Genomic DNA, 24399 nt, shown 5'->3' with positions numbered 1-24399 from the left:
ACAGAGGTGAAACGAACGATGTTTGACGGATTTTACACCCAACCGCCCTGTTATGCAAATATCCGCCGGGCAGCATGTGAACTGCGGGAAACCTATCCGTTTGTGAAAGTATTTCCGATTGGGAAATCGGTGCTTGGGCGGAGTATCTATGCATTTGGGATTGGGGAGCTGTACCATGGCGCACTGTATGTGGGCGGCGTACATGGGATGGAATGGCTGACCACATTGCTGCTCTTTCGGTTTACAGAGGACCTGCTGCGTGCGATTGCGACCGGGGAACCGCTGGCAGAGATCGACGTAAACAGGACACTCGAAAACCGTTCGGTCGTGCTGATCCCCTGTCTGAACCCGGACGGGGTAGAGATTTCCCTGAATGGGCCCTGTTCGGCAAAGCACCTTGCGGAGTTTGTCAGGCGGGTGAGCGGGGGAGATACCTCCCGCTGGCAGGCAAATGCGAGGGGGATTGACCTGAACCACAATTTTGACGCAGGTTATCCGCTGGCAAAACAGATGGAACAGCAGGCGGGCATCTGTTCCCCCGCGCCGACCCGATATGGCGGGACTGCCCCGCACAGCGAGCCGGAGAGCCGGGCGCTGGTGGATTTTTGCACCACCTTTCAAATCCGGCAGGCGTATGCGTTCCATTCCCAGGGGGAGGAGATCTACTATCGTTATGGAGCGCACACACCGGCGCGTTCACAGCTCATGGCGCAGGTGCTCGCCTCCGCATCGGGCTATCGGCTGGTACCGCCCGACCCGATGGCTTCCCACGCGGGGTTCAAAGACTGGTTTATTGACTGCCTGCACCGCCCAGCGTTCACAATCGAGATCGGGCGCGGCAGGAATCCACTCCCCGTCGAGGAGCTGGAGCCGATCTATGCGCGGCTGTTGGAGATGCTGTTAATCTCCATCCTATTATAATGCGTATCGAACAAAGCCGCAAGCCCTGAACGTCAAGTCCGACGGGCTTTGCTGGGTACAGCAGAAGAATGCTGCGGCAGACGTACAAGTAGGGTGGCACGATGGCTGAAAGCCGCTTCGATGGAATGGGAGGCCGCCGGCCCGGGATAAACCGCAGGGTAGAAATGCACAGGGGAAAAAGCGGCAATCTTTGACCGGGATTGACCAATGGGGATGCATTCGCATCCCCATTGACTTTTATTACGGTTACTGATATAATTATTACGGAAGCCGTAGTAAGGAGGGAGCGCCATGCGGGATCATGTGCGAGGTGGGGCGCTTACAGAGGTGACATTCTATATCTTGCTATCCCTTTACATCCCCAGGCATGGATATGCTGTGATGCAGTTTGTCGAGGAAAAAACCGGCGGACGCCTTTTACTGGGGGCAGGCACATTGTATGGCGCGCTGAACGCTTTGCAGGAGAAAGGCTGGATTGCACCTTGTGGCGCCAGCGGGGGAAGGAAAAAGGAATTTGTCATTACGGCGCAGGGAAAACAGGCCGCTGAAAGAGAGTTTGCGCGTCTTGCGGAGCTGGTACAGACAGCGGCTGGGATTATTGGAGGTGCCATATGAGAAAAAGAGTGTATCGTTTTTTCGGCGGCCTGCTCACGGCGCAGGAAACCTGGTTGAACCGGATGGCGGATCGCGGCTACCGGCTGGTGCGCACAGGAAAACTCCTGTATGAGTTTGCAGAGTGCGAGCCGGGCCAGGTCCAGTACGGTTTGGAATTTATCGGGCAGAAGGCGAGAGGCAGTGCGGAGGAATACCGTACTTTTCTTGAGGATATGGGGTATCGGGTATTCTATAAAAATATCAATCTGAATCTTTCTGTTGGAAAGGTACGCTGGCGTCCGTGGGCTGAGAAATCCGGGCAGATCGCAACCAATGCTTCCACCTTCAATCGGGAACTTTTGATTGTGGAAAAACACAATGACGGGACCGCGTTTCAGCTGCACACGACCTGTGAGGACAGGAAAACTTACTATAAAACATTGAGAAAGCCGTACCTGTTTTTCTGCTCCATGTCCGCTGTTTTTGGACTTTTGATGCGGAATTGGGTGGGGATCGGCTTCGCAGCCCTGTTCCTGGTTCCGTTGGTTCTGTACCAGATGGAACTTGTGCGGTTAAACAGGCAGGCCAGATTGGAAGAATGACGAATATAGATCAAAAAGGAGGGTCCGGGTTTCATCCCGGACCCTCCTTTTCAGGGTGCTTTGGGTTCCAGACCCCAATACCGTCCTCGCTGCCCGGCAAACGCCGAAACGCACTTACGCGGACAGGAGTCTCCTGAAACAGTTTCCAGAGACTGTTTGAAAAATCAAAGCGTCCGCCTTTTTTGACAAAAGCGGCATCTGTTGCGCCGGAACCGCGTGGGGCGCGGAAAGATTCCCTCTTGCAGTTGTTTTTCCTGCGGAAAACCGCCGGCCTTTCTCTTTTCAAACAAGCCCTAATCCATGACCGGCAGGATTTCCTGATAGACCGCGCAATATTTCGGCGGGATTGCCTTATCCAGATGGCAGCTGCCGAAATACCAGCGTTTGAACTGCACCGTCTCGGAAATCTCATTGAGAAATGCCAGCAGCAGGTTGATCTGCATCTGTTCCCGGTCGAGGAATTTGTTGACAGTCGGGGCGACACTGTGGGTGATGATATAATCCACCTGCTGGTTGAGCGACGCAAGGGTTTCCCGCGCATGTGCCAGCTCTTCGGCAGAAGGCAGTTCGCGGCTCCACCAGGTTTCCCCCTCAACCCGGATATCCATATCGGTGCTCTCCCCTCCGCCCAGTGCGAAGACGCGTTTCCCCTCAATCTCATAGCACTCACCGCGCAGGAGCTGGCAGCAGTTCCCGCTCACCCGGCGCACCTGCCCGCCATAAAGCGTTTCCTCCGGATAGCCGGACAGCAGGTCGATGTTGTCATGGGTGCCCTCGACAAACAAAATCTGATAAGGGCGTTTCCCGAGCCAGTCAAGCAGCCGAAGCTCTTTTGGGGAGCCGTCCCACAAAAATCCGAAATCCCCGCAGACCAGCAGAATATCCCCTTTTTTCAGCTGTTTTGCGGCCCGTCCTTTTAACCGGCGAATATCCGCATGGATGTCGCCCGTCACATAGAGCATTGCATATACCCCTTTTCGCAGAAATTTTCAGCCGGTCAGCCGGCCAGCAGAGCGGCCACATCTTCCCCGGAATAGACCGAATATTGCAGGCTTCCATCGAGGTCAAGCAGCTCTTCCAGTGAGCTCCATGTGCCTGCATCCCCATTTTTCAGCGGGCTGACATAGCCGCTGATGACGCCATCCCCAGTCCGGGTGAATGAAACCAGACTGGAATAGTCCCCCTCGCACTCGAACAGAAGCAGCGCGTTATCTTGCCACCCCTTCGGCATCGGATAGGACTTCCCAAACGAAACCAGTGTGGCAGAAGCAAGTGTCACTGTACCGTACCCCGCGTTCACCATCGAGGAAAACAGGGTGCTGTTGATCCGGCTGTTGACAACTTCCCGGATGTTGTCGGGAAGTTCAGCAGTTTCGCGGTCGGTCAACTGGTCCAGAATTTCGATCCAATGGTTTTCGGGAAAGGCAATCAGATACACCTGCTTTGGAGCCTGGAATCCGGAACCTTTGATTACGGCAAGCTCAGCTTTGATCATCTCTTCCCCGGTCATCAGGTCGATATACGCCTCGCTGCCCGCGAGTTCCTCAAGCTGAACGGTCAGCGCCGCCCCCTCCCGCAGGAGGAACTGGTCCAGTTCCTTTTCGGGGCTCCCCCCACAGCTGGTGAACAGCAGGGCGGCAGCCATCACCGCAGCCATCAGTCCTTTTTGTTTCATAACCATTCCTTCTTTCTGTGCCCGTTCAGCAGGCCGCTGCAATCGCCTGCTCCAGATCAGCGATCAGGTCTTTGACATCCTCGATGCCGACCGACAGCCGGACGGTTGACGAGGTGATCCCGCTTTCGGCCAGCTGCTCCTCCGAAAGCTGGCTGTGGGTGGTGGTTGCCGGATGGATGACGAGCGAACGCACGTCCCCCACATTGGCGACATGGCTGAACAGCTTGAGCGCATTGATGAACTTTGCACCGCTCTCCCGCCCGCCCTTCAGCCCGAAGGTGAACACGCTGCCCGCGCCTTTGGGCAGGTATTTCTGTGTCAGCGGGTAATAGGGGCTGCTCTCCAGGCCCGGATAGTTGACAAACGCGACCTGTGGATGGCCTTCGAGGTACCTGGCAACGGCGAGGGCATTTTCCGAATGCTTCTGCATCCGCAGCGAAAGGGTCTCGATCCCCTGTAGGATCAGGAACGCATTCATCGGCGCACAGCAGGCCCCGAGGTCACGGAGCATCATTGCGCGCAGACGCAGGATGAATGCCTGCGGGCCGCAATCGGCAAAGACCACCCCATGATAGCTCTTATCCGGCTCGTTATAGAGCGGGAACCGGGGGTTGCCCTTGAACTGGAAGGTGCCTGCATCGGTCACGATGCCGCACATCGAGGTGCCATGCCCGCCCAGGAATTTGGTTGCCGAGTGGACCACATAGTCCGCGCCGAACCGGATCGGCTGGATCAGATAGGGGGTGGTAAAGGTCGAGTCGACGATGAGCGGGACCCCATGCCGGTGGGCGATCCCGGCGATCCGCTCGATGTCCGCGACGTTGGCGTTTGGGTTGCCGATCGCCTCCACGAAAAACGCCCGGGTCTTATCGGTCACAGCGGCTTCCCACGCGTCCAGATCGCCTGGATCCACAAACCTGACCTTGATCCCGATCCGGTCGAGGGTGATGCCCAGCAGGTTGATCGCGCCGCCGTAAATGCAGATTGAAGAGACGATCTCGTCCCCCGCATTGGCAAGGTTGAGCATCGTGTTGAAGATCACCGCATGTCCCGACGCCATCGCCAGCGCGCCCACCCCTCCGTCAAGCGCGGCGACCCGCCGTTCGAGCGCATCCACCGTCGGATTGTTCAGACGGGTGTAGATGTTGCCCGGCTCTTTCAGTTCAAACAGACGCGCTGCATGGTCAACACTGTCGAAGGTGTAAGCAGTGGTCTGGATGATCGGCTGTACGATCGCATGGGTCACCGGATCGGCCTCAGTCCCGGCGTGCACCATCAGCGTGTCAAATCCCAATCCCCGGTTTTCAAAATCCAGCATGTTCAGTCCTCCTGTCGCCCCGATTAAAGTTTATAGAAAATTTGCTTTCCTTTTCAGCGGAATTTTGGTATACTAATCATATATCCGCCTGTTCCGCCAGTCTATACAGGAACAGTTTAGCATAATTCCCCTTTTCCTGCAATTCTTTCTTTGGCCGATCCAAAATTTGCCGCTGGAACGGCCTGTTGTGATTGTCCGCTTCCGGCAGCGGAGAATGGTTTGGGCACGATGAAAAAATGCGCTTTTCTGCTTGCGATATGGATCCTCTGCGCCTCGCTGGCGGTCCCGGTTTTTGCCACAGGCTCTTCCGGCGGCTCAAGCAGCGCGGACGCGTCCTCGTCTGAACCTGCCTCATCCGGTTCTTCGTCCGAGGGAAGCAGCTCGAGCAGCGCTTCTTCCGAAGCGTCCTCCGGCGCTGCGGCTCCCGGCGATGTTTCGGCGGTGGACAGCCTCAACCGGTACAAGCCCTCATTCGAACAGGAGCTGTATTCGCAGGCGATCTATATGCTTAACCTCGATTCGGATACCCCAATCTATCAGAAATCACCGGATGTACGGATGCCGCCCGCTTCGCTGACCAAGATTATGACCTGCATTGTCGCCCTTGAGAGCGGCCTTGACCTTGAGGAAACCACCCCGTTAAAAGCCTACATCCAGAACGAGCTTTATAACCTCCAGGTGGATACCCTCGGCGGCATCTATCTCAACGAAGAACTGAAGGTGCGCGACCTGCTCTATGCAATGATGCTTCAGTCGGCAAACGAGGCGGCCATGATGGTTGCCGACTTTGTAGGGGACGGCAGTATCGAGCGGTTCTGCGAGATGATGAACGAAAAAGCGCGGGAGATCGGCGCAAAAAACACCAACTTTGCCAATGCGAGCGGTCTTTACAGCGAGAACAGTTACACCACAGCCTATGACATGGCGCTGATCGCCAAATATGCGATGGAGAACGACAAATTTGTCGAAATCGTGACCACCCTGGTCTATACCTCCGATCCGACCGAGCGCCATCCAAACGGGATCCTCTGGACCAGCATCAACAATATGCAGAAGCCGGGCAACGAGGATTATTACGAAGGGCTGAAAGGGGTCAAGACCGGCTCGCTTCCCGACCAGAACATCCGGAATTTCATCTCGACCGCCACCCGTGACGGATACAGTTATCTATTGGTCTGTCTGGGAGCCCCCGCCAAAAGCCCGGACGGGATCGCCTATCAGAATTTCCTTCCCTGGTTCGATACCCGCAAGCTCTATGACTGGGCATTCGATACCTTTGAGGTCAAGACCCTGATGGAAGCAGGGGAGGAGGCTACTGAGGTTGCGGTGCGGCTGAACTGGGATGTGGACAAGATTAACCTGCTTGCAGCGAGCAGCTTCTCCTACCTTGTGCCCAAGGAAACCGGCAAGGACGATGTTTCCCCGATCCCCGACTATCCGCAGATCATCGACGCCCCAATTAAGAAGGGGCAGAAGATCGGCAGTTTGAAGATCGTACTTGCAGGGGAGGAGCTGGGGACGGTCGATCTGGTCGCTGCTGAGACGGTCCCGCTCAGCAAATCCCTCTATTATCTCGATCAGGCGAAAAGTTTTCTGGACACTTTCCTTTTTAAATTTGTGCTGGTCTTTTTTGTGGTTATACTGGTGCTCTATATCGCCCTGATGATGATTCGCAACCATAACCGCCGCCGTTACAAGGCGCGCCGGCGCAGACGCCGCATGTAACTGTAAGAACCTGTTTAGCATTTAGGGGCTGTTTGAAAAATCGAAATAGCCGTCTTTTTCTACAAAAAGCGGCAGCTGCCGCGTCAAAAATGCGCGGAATACAGCAAGTATTCCTGTGCTTTTTTCCTTGCAACCGCTCGCTTTTTACGAACCATCCGTCTATTTCTCTATTTTCAAACAAGCCCTAAAGTTTTACTCGATTTTTTTTAAAAAATTGCGGGATCGAGGGGCAGTGAGGCAACGGAAGTTTGGGTTCCAGACCAAACTTCCGGGACGCAAGCGCCCTTCTTCGGGGGTCTTCTCGGACCTACGGTCCGAAGCGCGGCATCCGCCGCGACGCCCCCTCAGTTTGCCTTGCGGGCGAGGGGTCGGCGACCCCTCCCCGCAGGCCCCACCCCGACAAGCTCGGCGAATCTCTTATTTTCTCAATTTAAAGTTTTACTCAATTTTTTTCAAAAAATTGCGGGGTCGAGGGGCAGAGCCCCCGCCGCCGCGCGCACGCGGCGGAACGCTTTCTCCTGTGAAGCGCATTTTTCGGGTGAATTGCCGCGAAGCGGCAAGAGGGGGCTTTTTGCAAGTGAAAAAGCCCCCTTGCATATAAGAACCCGTATTCACAACCATTTGATATCGTCTGAGCGGGTCTTTTGCCGGCCTGCCGCGTTGAAAAATCTTGCAATACACAAAGAGTACCGTCTGCGTTTTTTCGCCTCGCAGGGCAGCAAAATCCCTCGCCCATCCGGCATCCCCTGATTATGAATACAGGTTCTAAATACGAAACAGGTTCTAAGCACCTGTAATCATATCCATACAGGGGCGCCGCGGCATATGCCGCGGCGCCCCTGTGGGCTGTCTTGCAGTTTTTTTCGTCAGGGTGCAACAATTCCCCGTTTTTCCCGCACTTTATCATTAGAAAGCTTTCAAAAGACACCCAACCGATTCTTTGGAAGTTCGCGGCGGTTTTGCCGGTCAAACAGAAAGCCCATACAGGATGAAACGGAGGTATCGCTCTATGAAACGGAATGCTTTTACACTGCTTGCCGCAGCGACCGCGGCTGTACTGCTTTTGAGCGCCTGTGGAGGCGGCAGCCCGGGAGCTGTCATGAGCAACATGAAGGAAGGTTACGCAGTGTCTTCTTCGGCCGCCGCTATGCCAGCAGATACACCCTCTGCTGTTGCACAGTCCGGCGGCGGTTTTTACAAACGAGAGCAAGCTGCGCAGGAGACCGCGATATCGGTTGCTATGGATGATGTGGGGGATATGGGGGAGATGGAGGATGGACCAGTTCCCGTCCCCAACGAAACCGCTCCGCTCGAGAGCCGCAAGATCATCAAGCACAGCAACCTTTCGCTCGAGACGCTCGAGTTCGACCAGTCATTGCAGCAGATTTCCGCTCTTATTGAGGAAAAGGGAGGCTACATAGAAAGCCAGAGCATCGATAGCTACGGAAACTCCTACCATCGCAGTGGGGAATATGTGCAGGAGCGCTCTGCTTCGATCCAGGCGCGCATCCCTTCCGAAAAGCTCGACCAGACGATCAGCGAGGTTGGGGGCATCTGCAACCTGCTTTCGAAGAGTGAGTCGATGGAGGACATCAGCGACCAGTATTTTGATTCGGAAGCCCGCCTTTCTACCCTCCGGCTCCAGGAGGAGCGCCTTCTGGAGATCCTCAGCAAGGCCGATAAGCTCGAGGATGTCATCACGCTGGAACAGGCGCTTTCCAATGTCCGCTATGAGATCGAGCGGCTGACCGCCTCCCTCAAGCGGATGGACAATCAGGTTACCTATTCGTACCTGAACCTCGATCTGCGTGAGGTGGTCAAGTATAATGAGACCGTTTCGGCCCCCAGGACATTCGGTGAAAAGCTCGCCGCATCCTTCCGCCGGGGCGGGCAGAACCTGGTCGATTCCACCCAGGGCGTGATCCTCTTTGCCGCCGAGTGTGGGCCGATGCTGCTCCTTTGGGCGGCGGTCTGCGGGCTGATCGTATTGATTGCGGTGAGAACTGCGCGGCGTTCCGGGAAGCGCCGCGCCGGAAAAACGGCACCCCCGCCCCTTTATCCCTCCAAGCCGGAAGAGACAGAGAAGTCTGAATAAAACCAGAGCGGCATGGCCATTACGGGTCATGCCGCTTTTGACTTTTGCTTGGTTTACCCGGACGGAGGACCGGCGGAAATTTTCTGCCGGCCAGAACCGAAACAGAACTGGAAAAACAGAGAGGAACGTGCTATAATCAGGGAGTCATGGGCCGATTGCGAGGGGCCTTCCCCGCAAAAAGAAACAGTCTTTTTTACCGCACAAAGAGCGGTGACGGAAAATCGGGGGACAGATTGACGTGAAAAGTCCAGATAGGAAAGGGGCTGAACGACAGATGGAAGGACAAAAACGCGCCGGCCGGAAACTGGCCGAAGCCCGCGCTGATAAGGGAAAGATTCTGCTGCGGGTTTCGCTGAGGATTCTGCTGGCTGGGGTCGTCATACTTGCCGGAATCAGGGGGAATCCGCCAAACAGTGGCCCGGTCAGTTTTCTGTCGGGGCTGCTGGCTGGCCTGATCGTTCTGGGGGCTGCGGCATGGGTCTTTTTCCCGCTCCTCCATTGCAGGGATTTCCTGGATTTTTATGAGGATGGAATCGTATTCTGCGGGAGGTCGTGGGGGCTGGAAGACTTAGGGGAAATCTCTTTTATGGAGGTGAAGTCCAGCTATTCACTGTTTGCGCGGGTCTATATGTGCACAGAAGTGCGGGATTTCAACGTTACCTACATAAAAGACGGGAAAAGGAATTTTAACAATGCGTATTGCAACGCTATTTAAAAACAGATTGTATTAACAAGAAAAAGGGGAGAACTGCTTATGACACAGTATATCATTATTGGAGGGATTGCACTGGTCGTCCTTTTTGCGGCCGTGTATATCAAGATGACGATTGATGAAAAAAAGGGCGCCAACAGCGAGGAAAAGCAGAAGATTCAGGAGATTGTAAAAAAGGTGGTGCCGAACGGGGCGTCCTATACAGCGGCTTACGGCACCCGGGAGGAACTCACGCTCGGCGGCGGGGGCCGGACGGTGACAACCACCACCAGCTACTGGTATTATGCGGTTGCGTTCAAGCCGGGGGACCTGTATCTGGTGCCGCTGTCCTTTGATGGCGGGGATATGAGCTACAGTGAACCCATCCACCTAGGAAAGGACGACCTCGGCATGGTGGAAGCGAAAAATGGCTATGTGACGCTGTATGACAAAGACCGGAAACAACTGATGACCCTGTTTGTGGTAGCCAGCAACACCAAGGATGACAAATACCACCCGGTAAATATCCAGCAGAAGGAAGAGGCGGAGTCGTTCCAGCAGTATGCGCAGGCGCTTATGCAGGAGGTCAATGCCGCCAACGGGATAACCGATATCAAAGCGGCCAAAAAGGAAGCGAGGAAAAACAACTGAATACGTGTTCCGGGCAAAAAGAAGAAGATTGCACAGACAGCCTGCCGTGTGCAATCTTCTTTTGTTTCCGGATTGGTTGAAATCGAAGAACCTTATTTAATCTCGACAGTCGCGCCGGCATCCTCGAGTTTCTTTTTGATCTCGTCCGCATCCGCCTGCGAAATGCCCTCTTTGATCGGCTTCGGAGCGTTGTCGACCAGCTCTTTTGCCTCTTTCAGGCCCAGGCCGGTGATCTCTTTGACCAGCTTGATAACGCCCATCTTGGAGCCGCCCGCGCTGGCAAGGATTACGTCAAACTCGGTTTTTGCATCGGCAGCAGCAGCGCCATCCGCAACCGGGCCAGCCATCATAACCGGAGCCGCAGCCGAAACGCCGAACTCCTCCTCGATCGCCTTAACAAGCTCGTTCAGCTCGAGGACGGTGAGGGTTTTCACTTCTTCTACAAACTTCAGGATTTTCTCAGAAGCCATGATTGTTACCTCCTAAATTTCAAATCTTCAACTTGTGTAATGCCGCTTATTCCGCAGCGGGGGCCTCTCCGCCGTTTTTCTCGGCGATCGCGTTGAGCGCCACAGCCAGGCCTCTCAGGTTGCCCTGTAGCGCGCTGCACAGCATCGAAAGGAGAGCTTCGCGGCTGGGCAGGCTGCCCAGTTCGTCGACTTTCGCCGCATCAATGACGCCACCGTCAACAAAACCAGCTTTGACCGTGAATTTGCCCTTGCTGTCTTTTGCGTATTTGGTCAGGACCTTTGCAGCCGCGACCGGGTCGCTGTCGCTGAGGGCGATTGCGGTGGTTCCCTCGAGAACCGAATCCAGTCCCTCATAGCCAGCCTCTTTCACAGCAAAACGGAGCATCGAGTTCTTGACGACCGCATAATGGACACCCGCTTCACGCAGCTCTTTACGGAGCTTGGTGTCATCTGCCACATTGATGCCTTTGTAGTCTACGACAACACCGGCGGCTGCAGCTTTGATCTTATCGGTCAGGTCAGCAACCATCTGCTTCTTCTGCTCTAAAATCTTTGCGCTTGGCAATTTGTTCACCTCCAAGTCAATTTGCATCTATCAAAACGAAAAAGCCCTCTCCGCCCATCACCGCGGAAAGAGCATTTATCTATTACAAAAACTGCAACAGCCAAAACGCATCTCCTCGGCAGGCGGGAAATAACCCTTTACGTCTTTGCGACACCTGCTGTCTTTGGACAGCTTTCACAGTATAGCATATCTTTTCCGGCGCGTCAAGGCGTCCGGCGGGATTTTTTGTGGTGATGGCCAGGAATCTGAAACGGTATCCCCAGCCTTGGAAAATCTTCCTGCAATCTCTTTTGCGCTCTTGTACAACAGAAATCTGTATTGTATAATTGTATCATTAAGAACCCGTATTCACAACCATTCGCCACCGTCTGAGCGGGTCTTTTGCCGGGCTGCCGCGTTGAAAAACCTTGCAATACACAAAGCATTGTCTGCGTTTTTTCGCCTTGCAGGACAGCAAAATCCCTCGCCCATCCGGCATCCCCTGATTATGAATACAGGCTCTAAGAGAAATTTTCCGAATATCCGGGAAGTGTTGAAAGACAATCGAAAAGGAGTGTTTCGATGAAAGGAATGAGGGTCCCGAACGGTCATCTTTGCCGCATCCAAGGAAGGCGGCAGGCACGTTTTGCGCGGAGAGGGGTGCTGGCGGCGCTCTCACTGCTTGCTGTTTGTGCGTCTGTTGCCCTGTCACCCGGCTTGCCCGGCGAAAAAGCGCCTGTCCCGAGCGCCCCTCAGCCAGCGCCAACGAACCTGCCCGTTTTGACAACCCCGCAGGTGCAGGGCAGCGCATCAGCTGGCTCCTTGGTACGTGAGATCCGGATAGAAAAGAAGGATGCTGACTGGAATCTGGTACTGGTGAATCATCAAAATGCGATCCCCGCAGACTACGAGATCAACCTGATCGAACTGCCGGGCGGAGAAAAAGTAGATAAGCGCATCTATACCCCTTTGATGGCGATGCTGGAGGCCGCAAGGGAAAGCAATTTGGATCAGCTCCCAATCATAGCGTCCGGCTACCGCACGCAGGAAACACAGCAGCGCCTTTATGAGGATAAGATTGCCCAGTATCAGAGTCAGGGATATTCCCCAGGCAATGCCAAACAGATGGCGGAGCAGTGGGTCGCTGTTCCGGGGTATAGCGAGCATCAGGTTGGACTGGCAGTGGACATCAACGGCGCTATCTACGACCTCTATTTCTGGCTTCAGGAGAACAGCTATCGCTACGGCTTTATCTTCCGCTACCCTGGGAACAAAACCGACATCACGGGTGTGGCGGAGGAGGTCTGGCATTACCGCTATGTGGGTGTGGAAGCGGCCACGGAGATGTACGAGAAGGGCCTGTGCCTGGAGGAATATCTGGCGGAAAAGCAGGAGGCGAAGGATGGGAGCCGTCTGCGTGTCCGGCGGATGCCTTCCGGAGCGCGCAGCGTCCTGCCAGCGGCATAAAAAGGCCCGTTCCGCCTGGCCGGCAGGGGCTTTGAAAAAGGGGCGGCAGCCTCTGGGAATAATCAAGGGGGGATCAGGGCAGAATACTGCACAAAATCCCCCGCCAAAATGAGCCAAATTTTTTTGTAGGTTTTTACGAAAAAAGTTGAAAAAATGCTTGCAATCGTAAAAATGGTATGGTATTATAATCAGGCATGACTGCACAAGATATGCGATGATGCGGGAGGTGGCCGCCCGATGAGGCGGGAAATTTCCGCGGAGTATGTCCGATTTTAAACCGGGCGACTTTAATACTGAACAATTCCTGCCTGATCCCAGGGGGATCGGTGCGCGGCGGACAGTATCTAAAGTCCGGCGGAACCACGAGGATGGTTTCCCGGATTTTTTGTATGCCGAAGCGCGGAACACCCGGAACGGTGTGCAGGGGGCATCAGTCCTAAAGCGCCTCAAGCAGAACTTTAAGGAGGCGATGTTTCGTGGCAGTCAAGGAAAAAATCAGAATCAGGCTCAAAGGGTATGATCATCAGCTGGTCGATACCGCGGCGGAAAAGATCGTGGAGACCGCAAAGCGCACCGGCGCGCGGGTTTCCGGCCCGATCCCGCTGCCGACCGAAAAGGAGATCGTTACCATTCTCCGGGCGGTCCATAAATATAAGGACAGCCGTGAGCAGTTCGAAATGAGGACCCATAAGCGCCTCATCGACATCCTCAGGCCCTCCAACAAAACCGTTGAGGCCCTGACCGGACTTGAGCTGCCTGCCGGCGTAGAGATTGAGATCAAGCTCTAATAAAGAGGCAGGAAAACCCCGACGACGGCAAGCCGCCGTCAGGTCATGTCGGCAGCAGCCGACCAATAACCGCAGGAGGTAAAGAAAGGTATGCAAAAGTGCATCGTAGGCAAAAAGATTGGCATGACCCAGCTTTTTGACGAGAACGGCAAAGTGATCCCCGTAACAGTCGTTGAGGCAGGCCCGTGTGTTGTTGTCCAGAAGAAGACAACCGAAAACGACGGCTATGAAGCTGTGCAGATCGGTTTCGGCGACATCAGCGACAAGGCTGTCAACAAACCCCGCAAGGGCCACTTCGCCAAAGCCGGCGTGGCAAACAAGCGCGAGCTGCGCGAGTTCCGCCTGGCAGACTGCTCGGTCCTGAGCGTGGGCGACATCATCAAAGCGGACACCTTCGCAGTGGGCGATGCGATCGACGTTGTGGGCATCTCGAAAGGTAAAGGCTACGCCGGTACCATCAAACGCTACAACTTCGGACGCTTGAAAGAGACCCACGGCAGCGGCCCGGTCGCACGTCACCAGGGTTCGCTGGGCGCCTGCTCCGATCCGTCCCGCGTTATGAAGGGCAAGAAGCTCCCGGGCCACCTGGGTGCAGAGCGGGTCACCGTTCAGAATCTGGAAATCGTCAAGATTGACGCCGAAAACAATCTGATCGCGATCAAAGGTGCGATCCCCGGCCCCAAGGGCGGAGTCGTCAGCATCTGTGACAGCGTTAAGGCGTAAGGGAAGGAGGATACACAAATGCCAAAGGTTAATGTATACGATATGGCCGGCAAGGTCGTTTCGGAAATGGAACTCTCCGAGGCTGTGTTCGGTATCGAGCCCAACCCTGTGGTGGTTCACCAGGTTGTTGTGAACTACCTCGCCAACCAGCGTCAGGGCACCCAGTCGACCCTGACCCGGACCGAGGTTTCCGGCGGCGGTAAAAAGCCGTGGAGACAGAAGGGCACCGGCCATGCGAGACAGGGTTCGATCCGCGCTCCCCAGTGGAGAAAGGGCGGCATCGCGCTCGGCCCCAAGCCCCGCGACTACAGCTATTCCCTGAACAAGAAGGTCCGCCGCCTGGCGATCAAATCGGTCTTTTCGGATAAGGTCGCGACCAGTGACCTGATCGTCGTCGACAACATCTCGGTCGACAGCTACAAGACCAAAGTGATCGTTGAGATGCTCAAGGCGCTCGGCGTTGAGAAAAAAGCGCTGATTGTCATGCCTGAGCATAACGACAAGCTCATCAAGAGCGCGGCGAACATCCCGGGCGTCAAGACCGCTCTGGTCAACACCATCAATGTCTATGACATCGTGAACTGCGACAAGTTCATCGTTGCGAAAGACGCCATCGCCAAAATTGAGGAGGTGTACGCATAATGAAAGCGCCGCAGGATATCATCCTCCGCCCGGTCATCACCGAGGCTTCGATGGAGAATGTGCAGTCCAGAAAGTACACCTTTAAGGTTGCGAAAGACGCAAACAAAATCGAGATCGCCCAAGCGGTTGAGGGATTGTTCCCGGGCGTGAAGGTTGCCAGGGTCAACACGGTCTCCTGCCGCGGCAAGTTCAAAAGAATGGGCCGCACCGCAGGCTATACCGCTTCGTCCAAGAAGGCGATCGTCACGCTGGCCGAAGGCTCCAAGACCATCGAGTTCTTCGACAGCATGATTTAATGGCTCCCGTCTGAGCCGCGTATGGGGTACTCATAGCCCCGCCAACACAATAATGAGGAGTGAAACCGCATGGCTATCAAAAGCTATAAGCCGACAACCCCGTCGCGCAGGCAGATGACCTGCACCGACTACAGCGGGCTGTCGAAGGTTGCACCGGAAAAGAGCCTGCTCGAAACCCTGAAAAAGCACTCCGGCCGCAACAACCTGGGCCGCATCACCGTCCGCCACCGCGGCGGCGGGAACCGCCGCAAATACCGCGTGATCGACTTCAAGCGGGACAAGGCGGATATGAAGGCAACCGTCCTGACCCTCGAGTACGACCCCAACCGCACCGCGCACATCGCGCTTGTGCAGTATGAGGACGGCGAGAAACGCTATATCATTGCCCCCAACGGCCTGAAGGTCGGGGATACCGTCGTCTCGGGCAAACAGGCGGACATCAAGCCGGGCAACGCGCTGCCGATGGCAAGCATCCCGACCGGTACCTTCATCCACAACATCGAGCTTTACCCCGGCAAAGGCGCGCAGCTGGCGCGTTCGGCTGGCGTTATGGCACAGCTGATGGCGAAGGAGAACGGTATGGCGCTGGTGCGGCTGCCTTCCGGCGAGCTGCGCAACATCCCCGAAATCTGCATCGCGACGATCGGCCAGGTCGGCAATGTCGATTCTGAGAACGTCAACTACGGTAAAGCGGGCCGCCGCCGCCACATGGGCTGGAGGCCGACTGTACGCGGCTCGGTCATGAACCCCTGCGACCATCCTCACGGTGGTGGTGAGGGCAAGAGCCCGGTCGGACGTCCGGGGCCTGTTACCCCGTGGGGCAAACCTGCACTGGGCTACAAGACCCGAGCAAAACACAACCGTTCTGACAAGTTCATTGTCAAACGCCGCAACGCGAAATAAAGCGGGCTGAAAGGAGGCAGATGCATCAATGGGAAGAAGCATTAAAAAAGGACCTTTCGTGCAGCCCGTTCTGCTTGAGAGAGTTCAGAAGATGAACGAGAGCGGCGAGAAAAAGCAGGTTCTCAAGACCTGGAGCCGTTCCTCGACGATTTTCCCCGATTTTGTCGGGCATACCTTTGCGGTCCATGACGGACGCAAGCACGTGCCGGTCTATGTGACCGAGGACATGGTTGGGCACAAGCTCGGCGAGTTTGCTCCCACCCGGACCTATCGCGGCCATGCCGGCGCGAAAAAGACCAAATAAACGTGGCCGAAAGGAGGACATCAGCAATGGAAGCAAAAGCTTCGTTGAGACATGCTCGTATCGCGCCCCGTAAGGTGCAGATCGTGCTGGATCTTATTCGAAACAAGCCCGCCGATCAGGCGATGGCAATTCTCAGGCACACTCCCAAGGCCGCCTGCGAGCCGCTGGAGAAGCTGCTGAAATCGGCCGTGGCAAACGCGGAGAACAACTTCGATATGGACAGGGAAAACCTCTATGTCTCGGAGTGCTACGTAGTTCCCGGCCCCACAATGAAACGTATCCGCCCCCGCGCGCAGGGACGTGCGTTCCAGGTGCTCAAGAGAACTTCACATGTTTTCATCACCGTCGCAGAACGGGAATAAGCCGAAGGAGGAGGTAAATCATGGGACAAAAAGTAAATCCACACGGTCTGCGTGTCGGAGTCATTAAGGATTGGGATTCCCGCTGGTTTGCTAAGGACGCTGCTTTCGGCGATATCCTTGTCGAGGATTACAAGCTGCGCAAGTTCTTAAAGAAAACCCTGTATGACGCAGGAGTCCCCAGAATTGAAATTGAGCGGGATGCCACGAAGGTGCGCATCCATGTCCACTGCGCCCGCCCCGGCATCGTTATCGGCAAGGGCGGCGCCGAGATCGAGCGTGTGCGCAAGCTCTGCGATCAGATGATCAACAAGGGCAAGGCCGCTGCCGACCGCAAACAGGTCTTCATCAACGTGGTGGAGGTTAAGAGCCCGGATAAGAACGCGCAGCTGGTCGCCGAGTCGATCGCCGCGCAGCTCGAGGGGCGCGTTTCCTTCCGCCGCGCGATGAAGCAGGCGATCGGCCGCGCCATGAAGTTTGGCGCACGCGGCATCAAGATTGCGGTTTCCGGGCGCCTGGGCGGCGCGGACATCGCGAGAAGCGAGCACTACCACGAGGGCACCATCCCCCTGCAAACGATCCGCGCGGACATCGACTACGGCTTCGCGGAGGCCGACACCACCTACGGCAAGACCGGCGTCAAGGTCTGGATCTACACCGGGGAGGTACTTGGGGGCAGCAAAGGTTCCCGCAAGGAAGGAGGCAATAAATAATGCTTCTGCCGAAGAGAGTAAAGTACCGCAGGGTACAGAGAGGCCGCCTGAAAGGCAAGGCCACAAGAGGCAACACCATCACCTACGGTGATTACGGCCTCCAGGCGCTCGAGCCGGCCTGGATCACCTCCAACCAGATCGAGGCTGCCCGTATCGCAATGACCCGTTATATCAAGCGCGGCGGTCAGGTATGGATCAAGATTTTCCCGGATAAGCCGATCACCGAAAAGCCGGCTGAAACCCGAATGGGTTCCGGTAAGGGCAGCCCGGAGTACTGGGTCGCCGTTGTGAAGCCCGGCCGTGTCATGTTTGAGATCGGCGGCGTTTCCGAGGAGCTTGCGCGCGAGGCGATGCGTCTTGCGATGCACAAGCTGCCGGTGAAGTGCAAATTCATCACCAAAGAGACTGAAGAAAAGGGGAGTGAAGCGGAATGAAGGCAAGCGAGATGAAAGACATGACCGCGGCTGAGCTGACCGAGAAGCTGTCTGACCTCAAAGCCGAGCTTTTCAACCTTCGCTTCCAGCACGCGATCAACCAGCTCGAAAATCCGGTCCGTCTGAGCGCGGTGAAAAAGGACATCGCCCGCGTCAAGACCCTGCTCCGGCAGAACGAGCTTAAGAGCGCGCAGTAAGCGGAAGGGAGGACGAAAGGTATATGAGCGAGAGAAACCTCAGAAAGACCCGTGTCGGCATGGTCGTCAGCGACAAGATGGACAAAACCGTTGTCGTGGCCATTCAGGACAATGTCAAGCACCCCCTTTATAAAAAGATCATCAAGCGCACTGTGAAGTTCAAGGCGCATGACGAGAAGAACGAGTGCGGCATCGGCGACAAGGTTGAGATCATGGAGACCCGCCCCCTGTCCAAAGACAAACGGTGGAGAGTGACCCAGATCATCGCAAAAGCGAAATAAACATTTTTTGGATAGATTATTCCGACTGAAAGGAGGAACGCACTGTGATTCAGATGCAGACCTATCTCAAGGTAGCCGACAACACCGGCGCAAAAGAGCTGATGTGCATCCGCGTGCTCGGCGGTTCCCGCAGAAGATACGCGAATATCGGCGATGTGATCGTCGCTTCGGTCAAGAAAGCCGCTCCCGGTGGCCAGGTGAAAAAGGGCGACGTTGTCAAAGCAGTTGTCGTTCGTTCCGCAAAGGGTGTTCGCCGCGACGACGGTACCTACATCCGCTTTGACGAGAACGCAGCGGTTATCATCAGAGAAGATAAAAACCCCAGAGGTACCCGTATCTTTGGACCGGTAGCGAGGGAGCTCCGTGAGAAGGAGTACCTCAAGATATTAAGCCTCGCTCCTGAGGTGCTGTAATGGAGGGCTCGAAAGTGAATAAGCTTCACGTCAAAAAGGGCGATACAGTCATCGTTCTGTCCGGCAAGGACAAGGGCAAAAAGGGCAAGGTTCTGGAGGTTTCCCCCAAGGAGCGCAAGGTCATCGTTGAGAATGTCAACATGGTCACCAAGCATGTCAAGCCCCGCAAGATGGGCGACCAGGGCGGCATCGTAAAAGCCGAAGGCGCGATGTATGCCTGCAAGGTGATGCTTGTCTGCCCCAAATGCGGCAAGCCGACCCGGATTGCCCACAAGATTTTGAACGACGGCACAAAACAACGCCTGTGCAAAAACACCGGATGCGGTGAAACTTTTTAAGTGAGGAGGAGAGATCATGGCAAGAATGAAGGACCAGTACAGGAACGAATACGCCCCTGCACTGATGAAGAAATTTGGATACACCTCTGTCATGCAGATCCCCAAGCTTGATAAGGTTGTCATCAATGTGGGCTGTGGCGAGGCGCGCGACAACCCGAAGATTATCGACGCAATCATGGGGGACCTTTCCAAGATCACCGGCCAGAAGCCGATTGTCTGCAAGGCGAAAAAATCCGTCGCGAACTTCAAGCTCCGCGAGGGTATGAACATCGGTGCAAAGGTCACCCTGCGCGGTGATACGATGTATGAGTTTGTCGACCGGCTGTTCAATGTGGCGCTGCCCCGCGTGCGCGACTTCCGCGGCATCAACCCCAACGGGTTCGACGGGCGCGGCAACTACAACATGGGCCTGCGCGAGCAGCTGATTTTCCCCGAGATCGACTATGACAAGATCGACAAGGTGCGCGGCATGGACATCTGCTTTGTCACCACTGCGAAAACCGATGAAGAGTCCCGCGAGCTGCTCACGCTTCTGGGCGCTCCATTTGCGAAGTAAGGAGGAATTACCGTGGCGAAAACGTCTATGAAGATTAAGCAGCAGCGTCCGGCGAAATTCTCCACAAGAGAATATACCAGATGCAAGATCTGCGGCCGCCCGCACGCTTACCTTCGCAAATTTGGCATCTGCCGCATCTGCTTCAGAGAGCTGGCGTATAAAGGGCAGATCCCGGGCGTAAGGAAAGCAAGCTGGTAAAAAACAAAGCTGAGCCAAAAGGAGGTTGACGGCATGCATATCACCGATACGATCGCTGACATGCTGACACGTATCAGAAATGCGAACAACGCAAAACACGATACTGTCGATATTCCTGCTTCCAACATGAAGAAAGCAATCGCTCAGATTTTGTTGGATGAAGGATATATTAAAAACTTCACCGTCGTGGAAGACGGCAAGCAGGGCACCATCAAGGTTACCCTGAAATACGGGCAGGGCAAGACCCCGGTAATCCAGGGGCTTCGCAGGGTTTCCAAACCCGGCCTGCGCATCTACACCAACTGTGAGGATATGCCCCGCGTGATGAAAGGTCTCGGAACCGCGATCCTTTCCACCAACAAGGGCGTCATGACCGACCGTCAGGCCAGAGCGGCGCATGTCGGCGGCGAAGTCCTCGCGTTTGTCTGGTAAGGGAGGTACGGCAGAAATGAGCAGAATTGGAAGAAAGCCCATCGCTGTACCGGCGGGCGTCGAAGTGAAGATCGACGGCCACACTGTCACTGTCAAGGGCCCGAAGGGCACCCTGACCCAGACCTTCCGCCCCGAGATCGGCATTGCGCTCGAGGGCAGCGAGATCATTGTGACCCGCCCCAACGATGAGAAAATCGAAAAGAGCATGCATGGACTCACCCGCACGCTGATTGCCAACATGGTCCACGGTGTCACCGAGGAGTTCAAAAAGGAACTGGAGATCAACGGCGTTGGTTACCGCGCCGCCAAGCAGGGCAAACAGCTCGTGCTGACCCTCGGATTCTCGCATCAGGTCTTCTTTGAGGACAATGCGGACATCACGATCGACGTGCCTGCGCCCAACAAGATCATCGTCCACGGCCCGGACAAACAGAAGGTCGGGCAGTTTGCAGCGGAAATCCGCGAGAAACGTCCGCCGGAGCCTTATAAGGGCAAGGGCATCAAGTATGTTGACGAGGTCATCATCCGCAAGGAAGGCAAAGCAGGTAAGGGCAAGAAGTAAGTAAAGGAGTGAACCACCATGATTACAAAGCCTGACAAGAACAAAGCCCGGCTGAAACGCCATGTCCGTGTCAGAGCCAAGATCAGCGGCACCCCCGAGTGCCCGCGTCTTGATGTTTTCCGCTCCGCAAAACACATTTATGCCCAGATCATTGACGATGTGAACGGCGTCACCCTGTGTGCGGCTTCGTCGATGGATAAGGACTTCGAAGGTTTTGGCGGGAACAAGGAAGCAGCGAAAAAGGTCGGCAGCGCGATCGCCAAGAAAGCAGCCGATAAAGGCATCACCGAGGTTGTGTTCGACCGCGGCGGATATATCTACCACGGGCGCGTGAAAGAGCTTGCGGAAGCAGCCCGTGAAGGCGGCCTCAAATTCTAAGTAAGGAGGGATACTTTTGGCTCTTATTGATGCAACAAATCTCGATCTGAAAGAGAGAGTAGTAGCGATCAACCGCGTTTCCAAAACGGTAAAAGGCGGTCGTATCTTCAAGTTTGCGGCTCTGGTCGTAGTCGGCGACGGCAACGGCACTGTGGGCTTCGGGCTTGGCAAAGCGGGCGAGGTACCCGACGCAATTCGCAAGGGTATTGAGGACGCAAAGAAAAACCTGCACAAGATCTCGCTCAAAGGCACCACCATTCCGCACGAGATCATCGGCGTGTTCGGCGCGGGCAGAGTCCTGATGAAACCGGCTCCGCAAGGTACCGGCGTTATCGCGGGCGGCCCGGTGCGTGCGGTGCTCGAGGTTGCGGGCATCCGGGACATCCGTACCAAGTCCCTGCGTTCCAACAACCCCTGCAACGTGGTTTCCGCGACGATCCAGGGGCTGTGCGCCCTGCGTGATGCAGAGCAGGTCGCAGCCACCCGCGGCAAAGCCGTGAAGGATATTATAGGATAAGGAGGCGGGCAAGATGGCACAGCTCAAAATCAAGCTCGTGAAGAGCCTTGTCGGCAGAAAAGACGATCAGATTGCCACCGCCGAGTCCCTCGGGCTGCGTAAGATCGGCAACGAGACTGTCCAGCCGGACAATGCTGCCACCAAAGGCAAAATCGCGAAAATTTCCCACCTCATTGAGGTTACCGAAAACTAAGCAAGGAGGTGCAGCCAACCATGAAATTGCATGAACTTTCCCCGGCGCCCGGTTCCAACCGCGACGTATTCCGCAAAGGCCGCGGCCACGGTTCCGGCAACGGAAAGACCGCCGGCAAAGGCCATAAAGGCCAGAAGGCCCGTTCGGGCGGCGGCGTGCGGCCCGGTTTCGAGGGCGGTCAGATGCCGCTCCAGAGACGTGTTCCGAAGCGCGGCTTTAACAACATCTTTGCAACCCGGTATGCAACAGTCAACGTTTCCGACCTCGAGCAGCGGTTTGAGGACGGCGCGGTTGTCGATGAGCAGGCGATCGTTGAAGCGGGCCTGCTGAAAAAGACGCTTGATGGCGTTAAAGTCCTCGGGAACGGTGAACTGACCAAAAAACTTACTGTCAACTGTGCAGCTTTTTCTTCGTCTGCCAAAGAGAAAATCGAGAAAGCAGGCGGGAAGGCCGAGGTGAAGTAAGATGTTCACAACCCTGAGGAATGCGTGGCGTATCCCGGAACTGAAGAAGAAGATTGTCTACACCCTGATGATTATTATTCTGTTCCGGCTTGGCGCGGCCGTACCGGTGCCGTTCCTCGACGCCTCCGCGCTCAACCAGATGGTTTCGGCGGGCAGCCTGCTCGGCTATCTCGACATCCTCTCGGGCGGTGCATTTGCCAGCGCGACCATCTTCGCACTCTCGATCACCCCGTATATCACCTCGTCCATCGTTATCCAGCTGCTCACCGTCGCGATCCCTGCGCTCGAACGGCTGGCCAAAGAGGGCGAGGACGGACGTAAAAAGATCAACAAGATCACCCGGTATACCACCCTCGGGCTTGCCCTGCTCCAGGCGTTCGCCTACTACACCATGCTGCGCAACCAGTTCCATGCGGTCAACTATACTTCCGGCTTTGCAGGGGTATTTTCCGCGCTGGTTATCATCAGCACCTTTGTCGGCGGCGCGCTGCTGATCGTCTACCTCGGTGAGCGGATCGATGAAAACGGGATTGGGAACGGCATTTCGCTCATCCTCTTCTCGGGCATCGTTTCCCGCGGGCCTTCCGCAGTGGTCGGGTTCGGACGGTATATCCGCCTGAACGAGTACAGCTTCTCGAGCATGGTCTCGGTCGTCTTTATGATCGCGCTTTTCCTGGTGCTGATCGTGGCGATCATCATTATGACCAACGCCGAGCGGCGGATCCCGGTGCAGTATGCCAAGCGGGTGGTCGGACGCAAGATGTACGGCGGCCAGTCGACCTTCATCCCGGTGAAGGTAAACATGTCGGGCGTTATGCCGATCATCTTTGCATCTTCGCTGCTCGCGATCCCCGGCACCATCGCGGCATTCACCAGCCCCGATCCCAACAGCTTCGCGGGCAGGATGCTCTATTCGTTCAATACCAACACCATCCTTTATGCAGTGCTCTATTTCGTACTGATCCTGGCGTTCAACTACTTCTATGTTGCGATCCAGTATAACCCGATCGAGATGAGCAACAACCTGCGCAACAACAGCGGCACCATCCCGGGCATCCGTCCGGGCCGGCCCACTTCCGATTTTATCGCAAGGATCATCGCGAAAATTACCCTGATCGGCGGTCTGTTCCTCGGCATTGTCGCCACCCTGCCGATCCTGCTCGGGAAGTTTACCCCGGGGCTGAACGTTTCGCTCGGCGGTACCTCGGTCATCATCGTGGTTGGCGTTGCACTCGATACCTTCCGCCAGCTCGAATCCCAGATGATGATGCGTCACTACAAAGGTTTCCTTGAATAGAAAAGTGAGGTTAGGGTTATGAAACTGATTCTCCTCGGCGCTCCGGGTGCCGGCAAGGGCACTCAGGCGGAGGTCATCCGCGAACATTTGCAGATTCCGGCAGTCAGCACAGGGAACATCATCCGTGAGGCGCTCCGGAACGGGACCGAAATGGGCCTGAAGGCCAAGTCCTATATGGACAGCGGCGCACTGGTGCCTGATGAGGTCGTAATCGGGATCATTGAAGAGCGTCTTCAGCAGGACGACTGCAAAAACGGGTTTATCCTCGATGGGTTCCCGCGCACCGTCCCGCAGGCAGAGGCGCTCGGCCGGATGGGGATCGAGATCGACCGGGTGGTTGACATCGAAGTTTCCGATCAGGCGATTATCCAGCGGCTCTCGGGCAGACGTGTCTGCGAGAAGTGCGGCGCGAGCTACCATGTCGAGCACAACCCTTCCAAGCAGGAGGGTATCTGCGACAAGTGCGGCGGGAATACGGTGGTCCGCAAGGATGATAAGCCGGAGACTGTGCTCGAACGCCTCGAGACCTACCATCAGCAGACCGAACCGCTCAAAGCGTTCTACGAAAAAGCGGGCAAGCTGGTCATCGTGCAGGGACAGGGTGAGGTCGCCGACACATCCCGTCTGGTGCTGGCCGCGCTGGAGGCTTAATAGCATG

The 24399-nt window shown here is 55.8% G+C and carries 35 protein-coding genes, 1 pseudogene and 1 other annotated feature; of the genes and pseudogenes, 31 read left to right on the top strand and 5 right to left on the bottom strand.

The features are described from left to right. Nucleotides 1-18 precede the first annotated feature (18 nt). The 3 genes from D5269_RS04050 to D5269_RS04040 all read left to right on the top strand — a co-directional run bounded on the left by D5269_RS04050 (nucleotide 19) and on the right by D5269_RS04040 (nucleotide 2117). Nucleotides 19-921 carry a M14 family metallocarboxypeptidase gene (locus D5269_RS04050; RefSeq protein WP_120484563.1) on the top strand — a complete coding sequence of 301 codons (903 nt, stop codon included), beginning with the start codon at nucleotides 19-21 and terminating at the stop codon, nucleotides 919-921. A gap of 291 nt (nucleotides 922-1212) precedes the next feature. Beyond that, on the top strand, nucleotides 1213-1536 hold the full coding sequence (locus tag D5269_RS04045; RefSeq protein WP_120484562.1) for a PadR family transcriptional regulator: 324 nt from the start codon (nucleotides 1213-1215) through the stop codon (nucleotides 1534-1536). Next, the gene (locus D5269_RS04040; RefSeq protein WP_120484561.1) at nucleotides 1533-2117 is read left to right on the top strand and encodes a DUF2812 domain-containing protein; all 585 of its coding nucleotides are present in this window, start codon (nucleotides 1533-1535) and stop codon (nucleotides 2115-2117) included. The genes D5269_RS04045 and D5269_RS04040 overlap by 4 nt, the downstream gene beginning before the upstream one ends. Before the next feature lie 293 nt (nucleotides 2118-2410). Here the strand turns inward: D5269_RS04040 and D5269_RS04035 are convergent, their stop codons facing one another. The 3 genes from D5269_RS04035 to D5269_RS04025 are packed head-to-tail and all read right to left on the bottom strand — an operon-like array spanning nucleotide 2411 to nucleotide 5110. Continuing rightward, nucleotides 2411-3079 carry a metallophosphoesterase gene (locus D5269_RS04035; RefSeq protein WP_016317562.1) on the bottom strand — a complete coding sequence of 223 codons (669 nt, stop codon included), beginning with the start codon at nucleotides 3077-3079 and terminating at the stop codon, nucleotides 2411-2413. Between the two features lie 35 nt (nucleotides 3080-3114). After that, nucleotides 3115-3792 carry a hypothetical protein gene (locus tag D5269_RS04030; protein WP_147407935.1) on the bottom strand — a complete coding sequence of 226 codons (678 nt, stop codon included), beginning with the start codon at nucleotides 3790-3792 and terminating at the stop codon, nucleotides 3115-3117. Between the two features lie 25 nt (nucleotides 3793-3817). Continuing rightward, nucleotides 3818-5110: an O-acetylhomoserine aminocarboxypropyltransferase/cysteine synthase family protein gene (locus D5269_RS04025; RefSeq protein WP_016317564.1), complete on the bottom strand. Its 1293-nt coding sequence runs from the start codon at nucleotides 5108-5110 to the stop codon at nucleotides 3818-3820. A 228-nt stretch (nucleotides 5111-5338) separates the two neighbouring features. Between D5269_RS04025 and D5269_RS04020 the strand changes: the two genes are divergently transcribed. From D5269_RS04020 to D5269_RS04005, 4 genes are all read left to right on the top strand, one after another. Then, nucleotides 5339-6835 (top strand): D-alanyl-D-alanine carboxypeptidase family protein, encoded by a 1497-nt coding sequence (locus D5269_RS04020; protein ID WP_022788625.1) that lies wholly within the window; start codon nucleotides 5339-5341, stop codon nucleotides 6833-6835. A 1009-nt stretch (nucleotides 6836-7844) separates the two neighbouring features. Continuing rightward, nucleotides 7845-8930: a DUF4349 domain-containing protein gene (locus D5269_RS04015; protein WP_158604920.1), complete on the top strand. Its 1086-nt coding sequence runs from the start codon at nucleotides 7845-7847 to the stop codon at nucleotides 8928-8930. A gap of 274 nt (nucleotides 8931-9204) precedes the next feature. Beyond that, on the top strand, nucleotides 9205-9645 hold the full coding sequence (locus D5269_RS04010; RefSeq protein ID WP_120485025.1) for a hypothetical protein: 441 nt from the start codon (nucleotides 9205-9207) through the stop codon (nucleotides 9643-9645). A 39-nt stretch (nucleotides 9646-9684) separates the two neighbouring features. Beyond that, entirely contained in the window at nucleotides 9685-10272 is a 588-nt protein-coding gene (locus tag D5269_RS04005) for a hypothetical protein (protein ID WP_120485026.1), read from the top strand. A gap of 92 nt (nucleotides 10273-10364) precedes the next feature. Here the strand turns inward: D5269_RS04005 and rplL are convergent, their stop codons facing one another. Then, on the bottom strand, nucleotides 10365-10742 hold the full coding sequence (gene rplL, locus D5269_RS04000; protein WP_016317569.1) for a 50S ribosomal protein L7/L12: 378 nt from the start codon (nucleotides 10740-10742) through the stop codon (nucleotides 10365-10367). A gap of 46 nt (nucleotides 10743-10788) precedes the next feature. After that, the gene (gene rplJ / locus D5269_RS03995; protein WP_016317570.1) at nucleotides 10789-11307 is read right to left on the bottom strand and encodes a 50S ribosomal protein L10; all 519 of its coding nucleotides are present in this window, start codon (nucleotides 11305-11307) and stop codon (nucleotides 10789-10791) included. A 28-nt stretch (nucleotides 11308-11335) separates the two neighbouring features. Next, nucleotides 11336-11492: a sequence feature (ribosomal protein L10 leader region), on the bottom strand. A gap of 655 nt (nucleotides 11493-12147) precedes the next feature. Here rplJ and D5269_RS18485 point away from each other — a divergent pair. From D5269_RS18485 to D5269_RS03875, 24 genes and pseudogenes are all read left to right on the top strand, one after another. Continuing rightward, nucleotides 12148-12678 (top strand): annotated as a pseudogene (locus tag D5269_RS18485) (M15 family metallopeptidase); the annotation flags it as partial. A gap of 551 nt (nucleotides 12679-13229) precedes the next feature. After that, the gene (gene rpsJ / locus D5269_RS03985) at nucleotides 13230-13541 is read left to right on the top strand and encodes a 30S ribosomal protein S10 (protein WP_016317572.1); all 312 of its coding nucleotides are present in this window, start codon (nucleotides 13230-13232) and stop codon (nucleotides 13539-13541) included. A gap of 90 nt (nucleotides 13542-13631) precedes the next feature. Continuing rightward, entirely contained in the window at nucleotides 13632-14264 is a 633-nt protein-coding gene (gene rplC / locus D5269_RS03980) for a 50S ribosomal protein L3 (RefSeq protein WP_016317573.1), read from the top strand. Nucleotides 14265-14282: 18 nt separating this feature from the next. Then, nucleotides 14283-14906, top strand: coding sequence for a 50S ribosomal protein L4 (gene rplD / locus D5269_RS03975; protein WP_120485028.1), 624 nt, complete (start codon nucleotides 14283-14285; stop codon nucleotides 14904-14906). Then, nucleotides 14906-15202 (top strand): 50S ribosomal protein L23, encoded by a 297-nt coding sequence (rplW, locus tag D5269_RS03970; protein ID WP_120485029.1) that lies wholly within the window; start codon nucleotides 14906-14908, stop codon nucleotides 15200-15202. Before rplD ends, rplW begins: the two co-directional genes overlap by 1 nt. A 69-nt stretch (nucleotides 15203-15271) precedes the next feature. Further along, a complete protein-coding gene (gene rplB, locus D5269_RS03965) occupies nucleotides 15272-16105 on the top strand; it encodes a 50S ribosomal protein L2 (protein WP_016317576.1) in 834 nt (277 codons plus the stop codon). A gap of 28 nt (nucleotides 16106-16133) precedes the next feature. Continuing rightward, on the top strand, nucleotides 16134-16409 hold the full coding sequence (rpsS, locus tag D5269_RS03960; protein WP_016317577.1) for a 30S ribosomal protein S19: 276 nt from the start codon (nucleotides 16134-16136) through the stop codon (nucleotides 16407-16409). 26 nt (nucleotides 16410-16435) lie between these two features. Continuing rightward, nucleotides 16436-16771 (top strand): 50S ribosomal protein L22, encoded by a 336-nt coding sequence (rplV, locus tag D5269_RS03955; RefSeq protein ID WP_016317578.1) that lies wholly within the window; start codon nucleotides 16436-16438, stop codon nucleotides 16769-16771. 20 nt (nucleotides 16772-16791) lie between these two features. After that, nucleotides 16792-17481: a 30S ribosomal protein S3 gene (gene rpsC, locus D5269_RS03950; RefSeq protein WP_016317579.1), complete on the top strand. Its 690-nt coding sequence runs from the start codon at nucleotides 16792-16794 to the stop codon at nucleotides 17479-17481. After that, the gene (rplP, locus tag D5269_RS03945) at nucleotides 17481-17915 is read left to right on the top strand and encodes a 50S ribosomal protein L16 (protein WP_016317580.1); all 435 of its coding nucleotides are present in this window, start codon (nucleotides 17481-17483) and stop codon (nucleotides 17913-17915) included. The genes rpsC and rplP overlap by 1 nt, the downstream gene beginning before the upstream one ends. Further along, the gene (gene rpmC / locus D5269_RS03940) at nucleotides 17912-18112 is read left to right on the top strand and encodes a 50S ribosomal protein L29 (RefSeq protein WP_016317581.1); all 201 of its coding nucleotides are present in this window, start codon (nucleotides 17912-17914) and stop codon (nucleotides 18110-18112) included. Before rplP ends, rpmC begins: the two co-directional genes overlap by 4 nt. Before the next feature lie 23 nt (nucleotides 18113-18135). Further along, complete coding sequence (gene rpsQ, locus D5269_RS03935) at nucleotides 18136-18393, top strand: 30S ribosomal protein S17 (RefSeq protein ID WP_016317582.1); 258 nt, start codon at nucleotides 18136-18138, stop codon at nucleotides 18391-18393. Between the two features lie 44 nt (nucleotides 18394-18437). Continuing rightward, entirely contained in the window at nucleotides 18438-18806 is a 369-nt protein-coding gene (gene rplN / locus D5269_RS03930) for a 50S ribosomal protein L14 (protein ID WP_016317583.1), read from the top strand. Nucleotides 18807-18820: 14 nt separating this feature from the next. Continuing rightward, a complete protein-coding gene (gene rplX, locus D5269_RS03925) occupies nucleotides 18821-19144 on the top strand; it encodes a 50S ribosomal protein L24 (RefSeq protein WP_031219995.1) in 324 nt (107 codons plus the stop codon). Nucleotides 19145-19160: 16 nt separating this feature from the next. Then, nucleotides 19161-19700, top strand: a complete 540-nt coding sequence (gene rplE, locus D5269_RS03920; RefSeq protein WP_016317585.1) for a 50S ribosomal protein L5 — start codon at nucleotides 19161-19163, stop codon at nucleotides 19698-19700. 12 nt (nucleotides 19701-19712) lie between these two features. Then, the gene (locus D5269_RS03915) at nucleotides 19713-19898 is read left to right on the top strand and encodes a type Z 30S ribosomal protein S14 (protein WP_016317586.1); all 186 of its coding nucleotides are present in this window, start codon (nucleotides 19713-19715) and stop codon (nucleotides 19896-19898) included. 33 nt (nucleotides 19899-19931) lie between these two features. Then, nucleotides 19932-20330 carry a 30S ribosomal protein S8 gene (gene rpsH, locus D5269_RS03910; protein ID WP_016317587.1) on the top strand — a complete coding sequence of 133 codons (399 nt, stop codon included), beginning with the start codon at nucleotides 19932-19934 and terminating at the stop codon, nucleotides 20328-20330. Nucleotides 20331-20346: 16 nt separating this feature from the next. Beyond that, nucleotides 20347-20892, top strand: a complete 546-nt coding sequence (gene rplF / locus D5269_RS03905; RefSeq protein WP_120485030.1) for a 50S ribosomal protein L6 — start codon at nucleotides 20347-20349, stop codon at nucleotides 20890-20892. A gap of 18 nt (nucleotides 20893-20910) precedes the next feature. Continuing rightward, nucleotides 20911-21270, top strand: coding sequence for a 50S ribosomal protein L18 (rplR, locus tag D5269_RS03900; protein ID WP_016317589.1), 360 nt, complete (start codon nucleotides 20911-20913; stop codon nucleotides 21268-21270). A 16-nt stretch (nucleotides 21271-21286) separates the two neighbouring features. After that, nucleotides 21287-21787, top strand: a complete 501-nt coding sequence (gene rpsE / locus D5269_RS03895; RefSeq protein WP_016317590.1) for a 30S ribosomal protein S5 — start codon at nucleotides 21287-21289, stop codon at nucleotides 21785-21787. Nucleotides 21788-21800: 13 nt separating this feature from the next. Further along, nucleotides 21801-21980, top strand: a complete 180-nt coding sequence (gene rpmD / locus D5269_RS03890; RefSeq protein WP_016317591.1) for a 50S ribosomal protein L30 — start codon at nucleotides 21801-21803, stop codon at nucleotides 21978-21980. A 20-nt stretch (nucleotides 21981-22000) separates the two neighbouring features. Beyond that, nucleotides 22001-22444, top strand: coding sequence for a 50S ribosomal protein L15 (gene rplO / locus D5269_RS03885; RefSeq protein WP_016317592.1), 444 nt, complete (start codon nucleotides 22001-22003; stop codon nucleotides 22442-22444). 1 nt (nucleotide 22445) lies between these two features. Continuing rightward, complete coding sequence (secY, locus tag D5269_RS03880) at nucleotides 22446-23741, top strand: preprotein translocase subunit SecY (protein ID WP_120485031.1); 1296 nt, start codon at nucleotides 22446-22448, stop codon at nucleotides 23739-23741. Nucleotides 23742-23759: 18 nt separating this feature from the next. After that, nucleotides 23760-24392, top strand: a complete 633-nt coding sequence (locus D5269_RS03875) for an adenylate kinase (RefSeq protein WP_120485032.1) — start codon at nucleotides 23760-23762, stop codon at nucleotides 24390-24392. The last annotated feature ends 7 nt before the right edge of the window (nucleotides 24393-24399 follow it).

Origin of the sequence: Anaerotruncus sp. 1XD42-93 (assembly GCF_009917605.1) — a bacterium.
Classification (GTDB): domain Bacteria; phylum Bacillota; class Clostridia; order Oscillospirales; family Ruminococcaceae; genus Anaerotruncus.
The sequence above is the reverse complement of the archived record's forward strand: the minus strand, read 5'-3'. Positions and strand labels throughout refer to the sequence as shown.

What these genes read in the sequence shown, in the direction of transcription:
- D5269_RS04050 (WP_120484563.1), top strand. Translation starts at nt 19, where the DNA reads ATGTTTGACGGATTTTACACCCAACCGCCCTGTTATGCAAATATCCGC.
- D5269_RS04045 (WP_120484562.1), top strand. Translation starts at nt 1,213, where the DNA reads ATGCGGGATCATGTGCGAGGTGGGGCGCTTACAGAGGTGACATTCTAT.
- D5269_RS04040 (WP_120484561.1), top strand. Translation starts at nt 1,533, where the DNA reads ATGAGAAAAAGAGTGTATCGTTTTTTCGGCGGCCTGCTCACGGCGCAG.
- D5269_RS04035 (WP_016317562.1), bottom strand. Translation starts at nt 3,079, where the DNA reads ATGCTCTATGTGACGGGCGACATCCATGCGGATATTCGCCGGTTAAAA.
- D5269_RS04030 (WP_147407935.1), bottom strand. Translation starts at nt 3,792, where the DNA reads ATGAAACAAAAAGGACTGATGGCTGCGGTGATGGCTGCCGCCCTGCTG.
- D5269_RS04025 (WP_016317564.1), bottom strand. Translation starts at nt 5,110, where the DNA reads ATGCTGGATTTTGAAAACCGGGGATTGGGATTTGACACGCTGATGGTG.
- D5269_RS04020 (WP_022788625.1), top strand. Translation starts at nt 5,339, where the DNA reads ATGAAAAAATGCGCTTTTCTGCTTGCGATATGGATCCTCTGCGCCTCG.
- D5269_RS04015 (WP_158604920.1), top strand. Translation starts at nt 7,845, where the DNA reads ATGAAACGGAATGCTTTTACACTGCTTGCCGCAGCGACCGCGGCTGTA.
- D5269_RS04010 (WP_120485025.1), top strand. Translation starts at nt 9,205, where the DNA reads ATGGAAGGACAAAAACGCGCCGGCCGGAAACTGGCCGAAGCCCGCGCT.
- D5269_RS04005 (WP_120485026.1), top strand. Translation starts at nt 9,685, where the DNA reads ATGACACAGTATATCATTATTGGAGGGATTGCACTGGTCGTCCTTTTT.
- rplL (WP_016317569.1), bottom strand. Translation starts at nt 10,742, where the DNA reads ATGGCTTCTGAGAAAATCCTGAAGTTTGTAGAAGAAGTGAAAACCCTC.
- rplC (WP_016317573.1), top strand. Translation starts at nt 13,632, where the DNA reads ATGCAAAAGTGCATCGTAGGCAAAAAGATTGGCATGACCCAGCTTTTT.
- rplD (WP_120485028.1), top strand. Translation starts at nt 14,283, where the DNA reads ATGCCAAAGGTTAATGTATACGATATGGCCGGCAAGGTCGTTTCGGAA.
- rplW (WP_120485029.1), top strand. Translation starts at nt 14,906, where the DNA reads ATGAAAGCGCCGCAGGATATCATCCTCCGCCCGGTCATCACCGAGGCT.
- rplB (WP_016317576.1), top strand. Translation starts at nt 15,272, where the DNA reads ATGGCTATCAAAAGCTATAAGCCGACAACCCCGTCGCGCAGGCAGATG.
- rpsS (WP_016317577.1), top strand. Translation starts at nt 16,134, where the DNA reads ATGGGAAGAAGCATTAAAAAAGGACCTTTCGTGCAGCCCGTTCTGCTT.
- rplV (WP_016317578.1), top strand. Translation starts at nt 16,436, where the DNA reads ATGGAAGCAAAAGCTTCGTTGAGACATGCTCGTATCGCGCCCCGTAAG.
- rpsC (WP_016317579.1), top strand. Translation starts at nt 16,792, where the DNA reads ATGGGACAAAAAGTAAATCCACACGGTCTGCGTGTCGGAGTCATTAAG.
- rplP (WP_016317580.1), top strand. Translation starts at nt 17,481, where the DNA reads ATGCTTCTGCCGAAGAGAGTAAAGTACCGCAGGGTACAGAGAGGCCGC.
- rpmC (WP_016317581.1), top strand. Translation starts at nt 17,912, where the DNA reads ATGAAGGCAAGCGAGATGAAAGACATGACCGCGGCTGAGCTGACCGAG.
- rpsQ (WP_016317582.1), top strand. Translation starts at nt 18,136, where the DNA reads ATGAGCGAGAGAAACCTCAGAAAGACCCGTGTCGGCATGGTCGTCAGC.
- rplE (WP_016317585.1), top strand. Translation starts at nt 19,161, where the DNA reads ATGGCAAGAATGAAGGACCAGTACAGGAACGAATACGCCCCTGCACTG.
- rpsH (WP_016317587.1), top strand. Translation starts at nt 19,932, where the DNA reads ATGCATATCACCGATACGATCGCTGACATGCTGACACGTATCAGAAAT.
- rplF (WP_120485030.1), top strand. Translation starts at nt 20,347, where the DNA reads ATGAGCAGAATTGGAAGAAAGCCCATCGCTGTACCGGCGGGCGTCGAA.
- rplR (WP_016317589.1), top strand. Translation starts at nt 20,911, where the DNA reads ATGATTACAAAGCCTGACAAGAACAAAGCCCGGCTGAAACGCCATGTC.
- rpmD (WP_016317591.1), top strand. Translation starts at nt 21,801, where the DNA reads ATGGCACAGCTCAAAATCAAGCTCGTGAAGAGCCTTGTCGGCAGAAAA.
- rplO (WP_016317592.1), top strand. Translation starts at nt 22,001, where the DNA reads ATGAAATTGCATGAACTTTCCCCGGCGCCCGGTTCCAACCGCGACGTA.
- secY (WP_120485031.1), top strand. Translation starts at nt 22,446, where the DNA reads ATGTTCACAACCCTGAGGAATGCGTGGCGTATCCCGGAACTGAAGAAG.
- D5269_RS03875 (WP_120485032.1), top strand. Translation starts at nt 23,760, where the DNA reads ATGAAACTGATTCTCCTCGGCGCTCCGGGTGCCGGCAAGGGCACTCAG.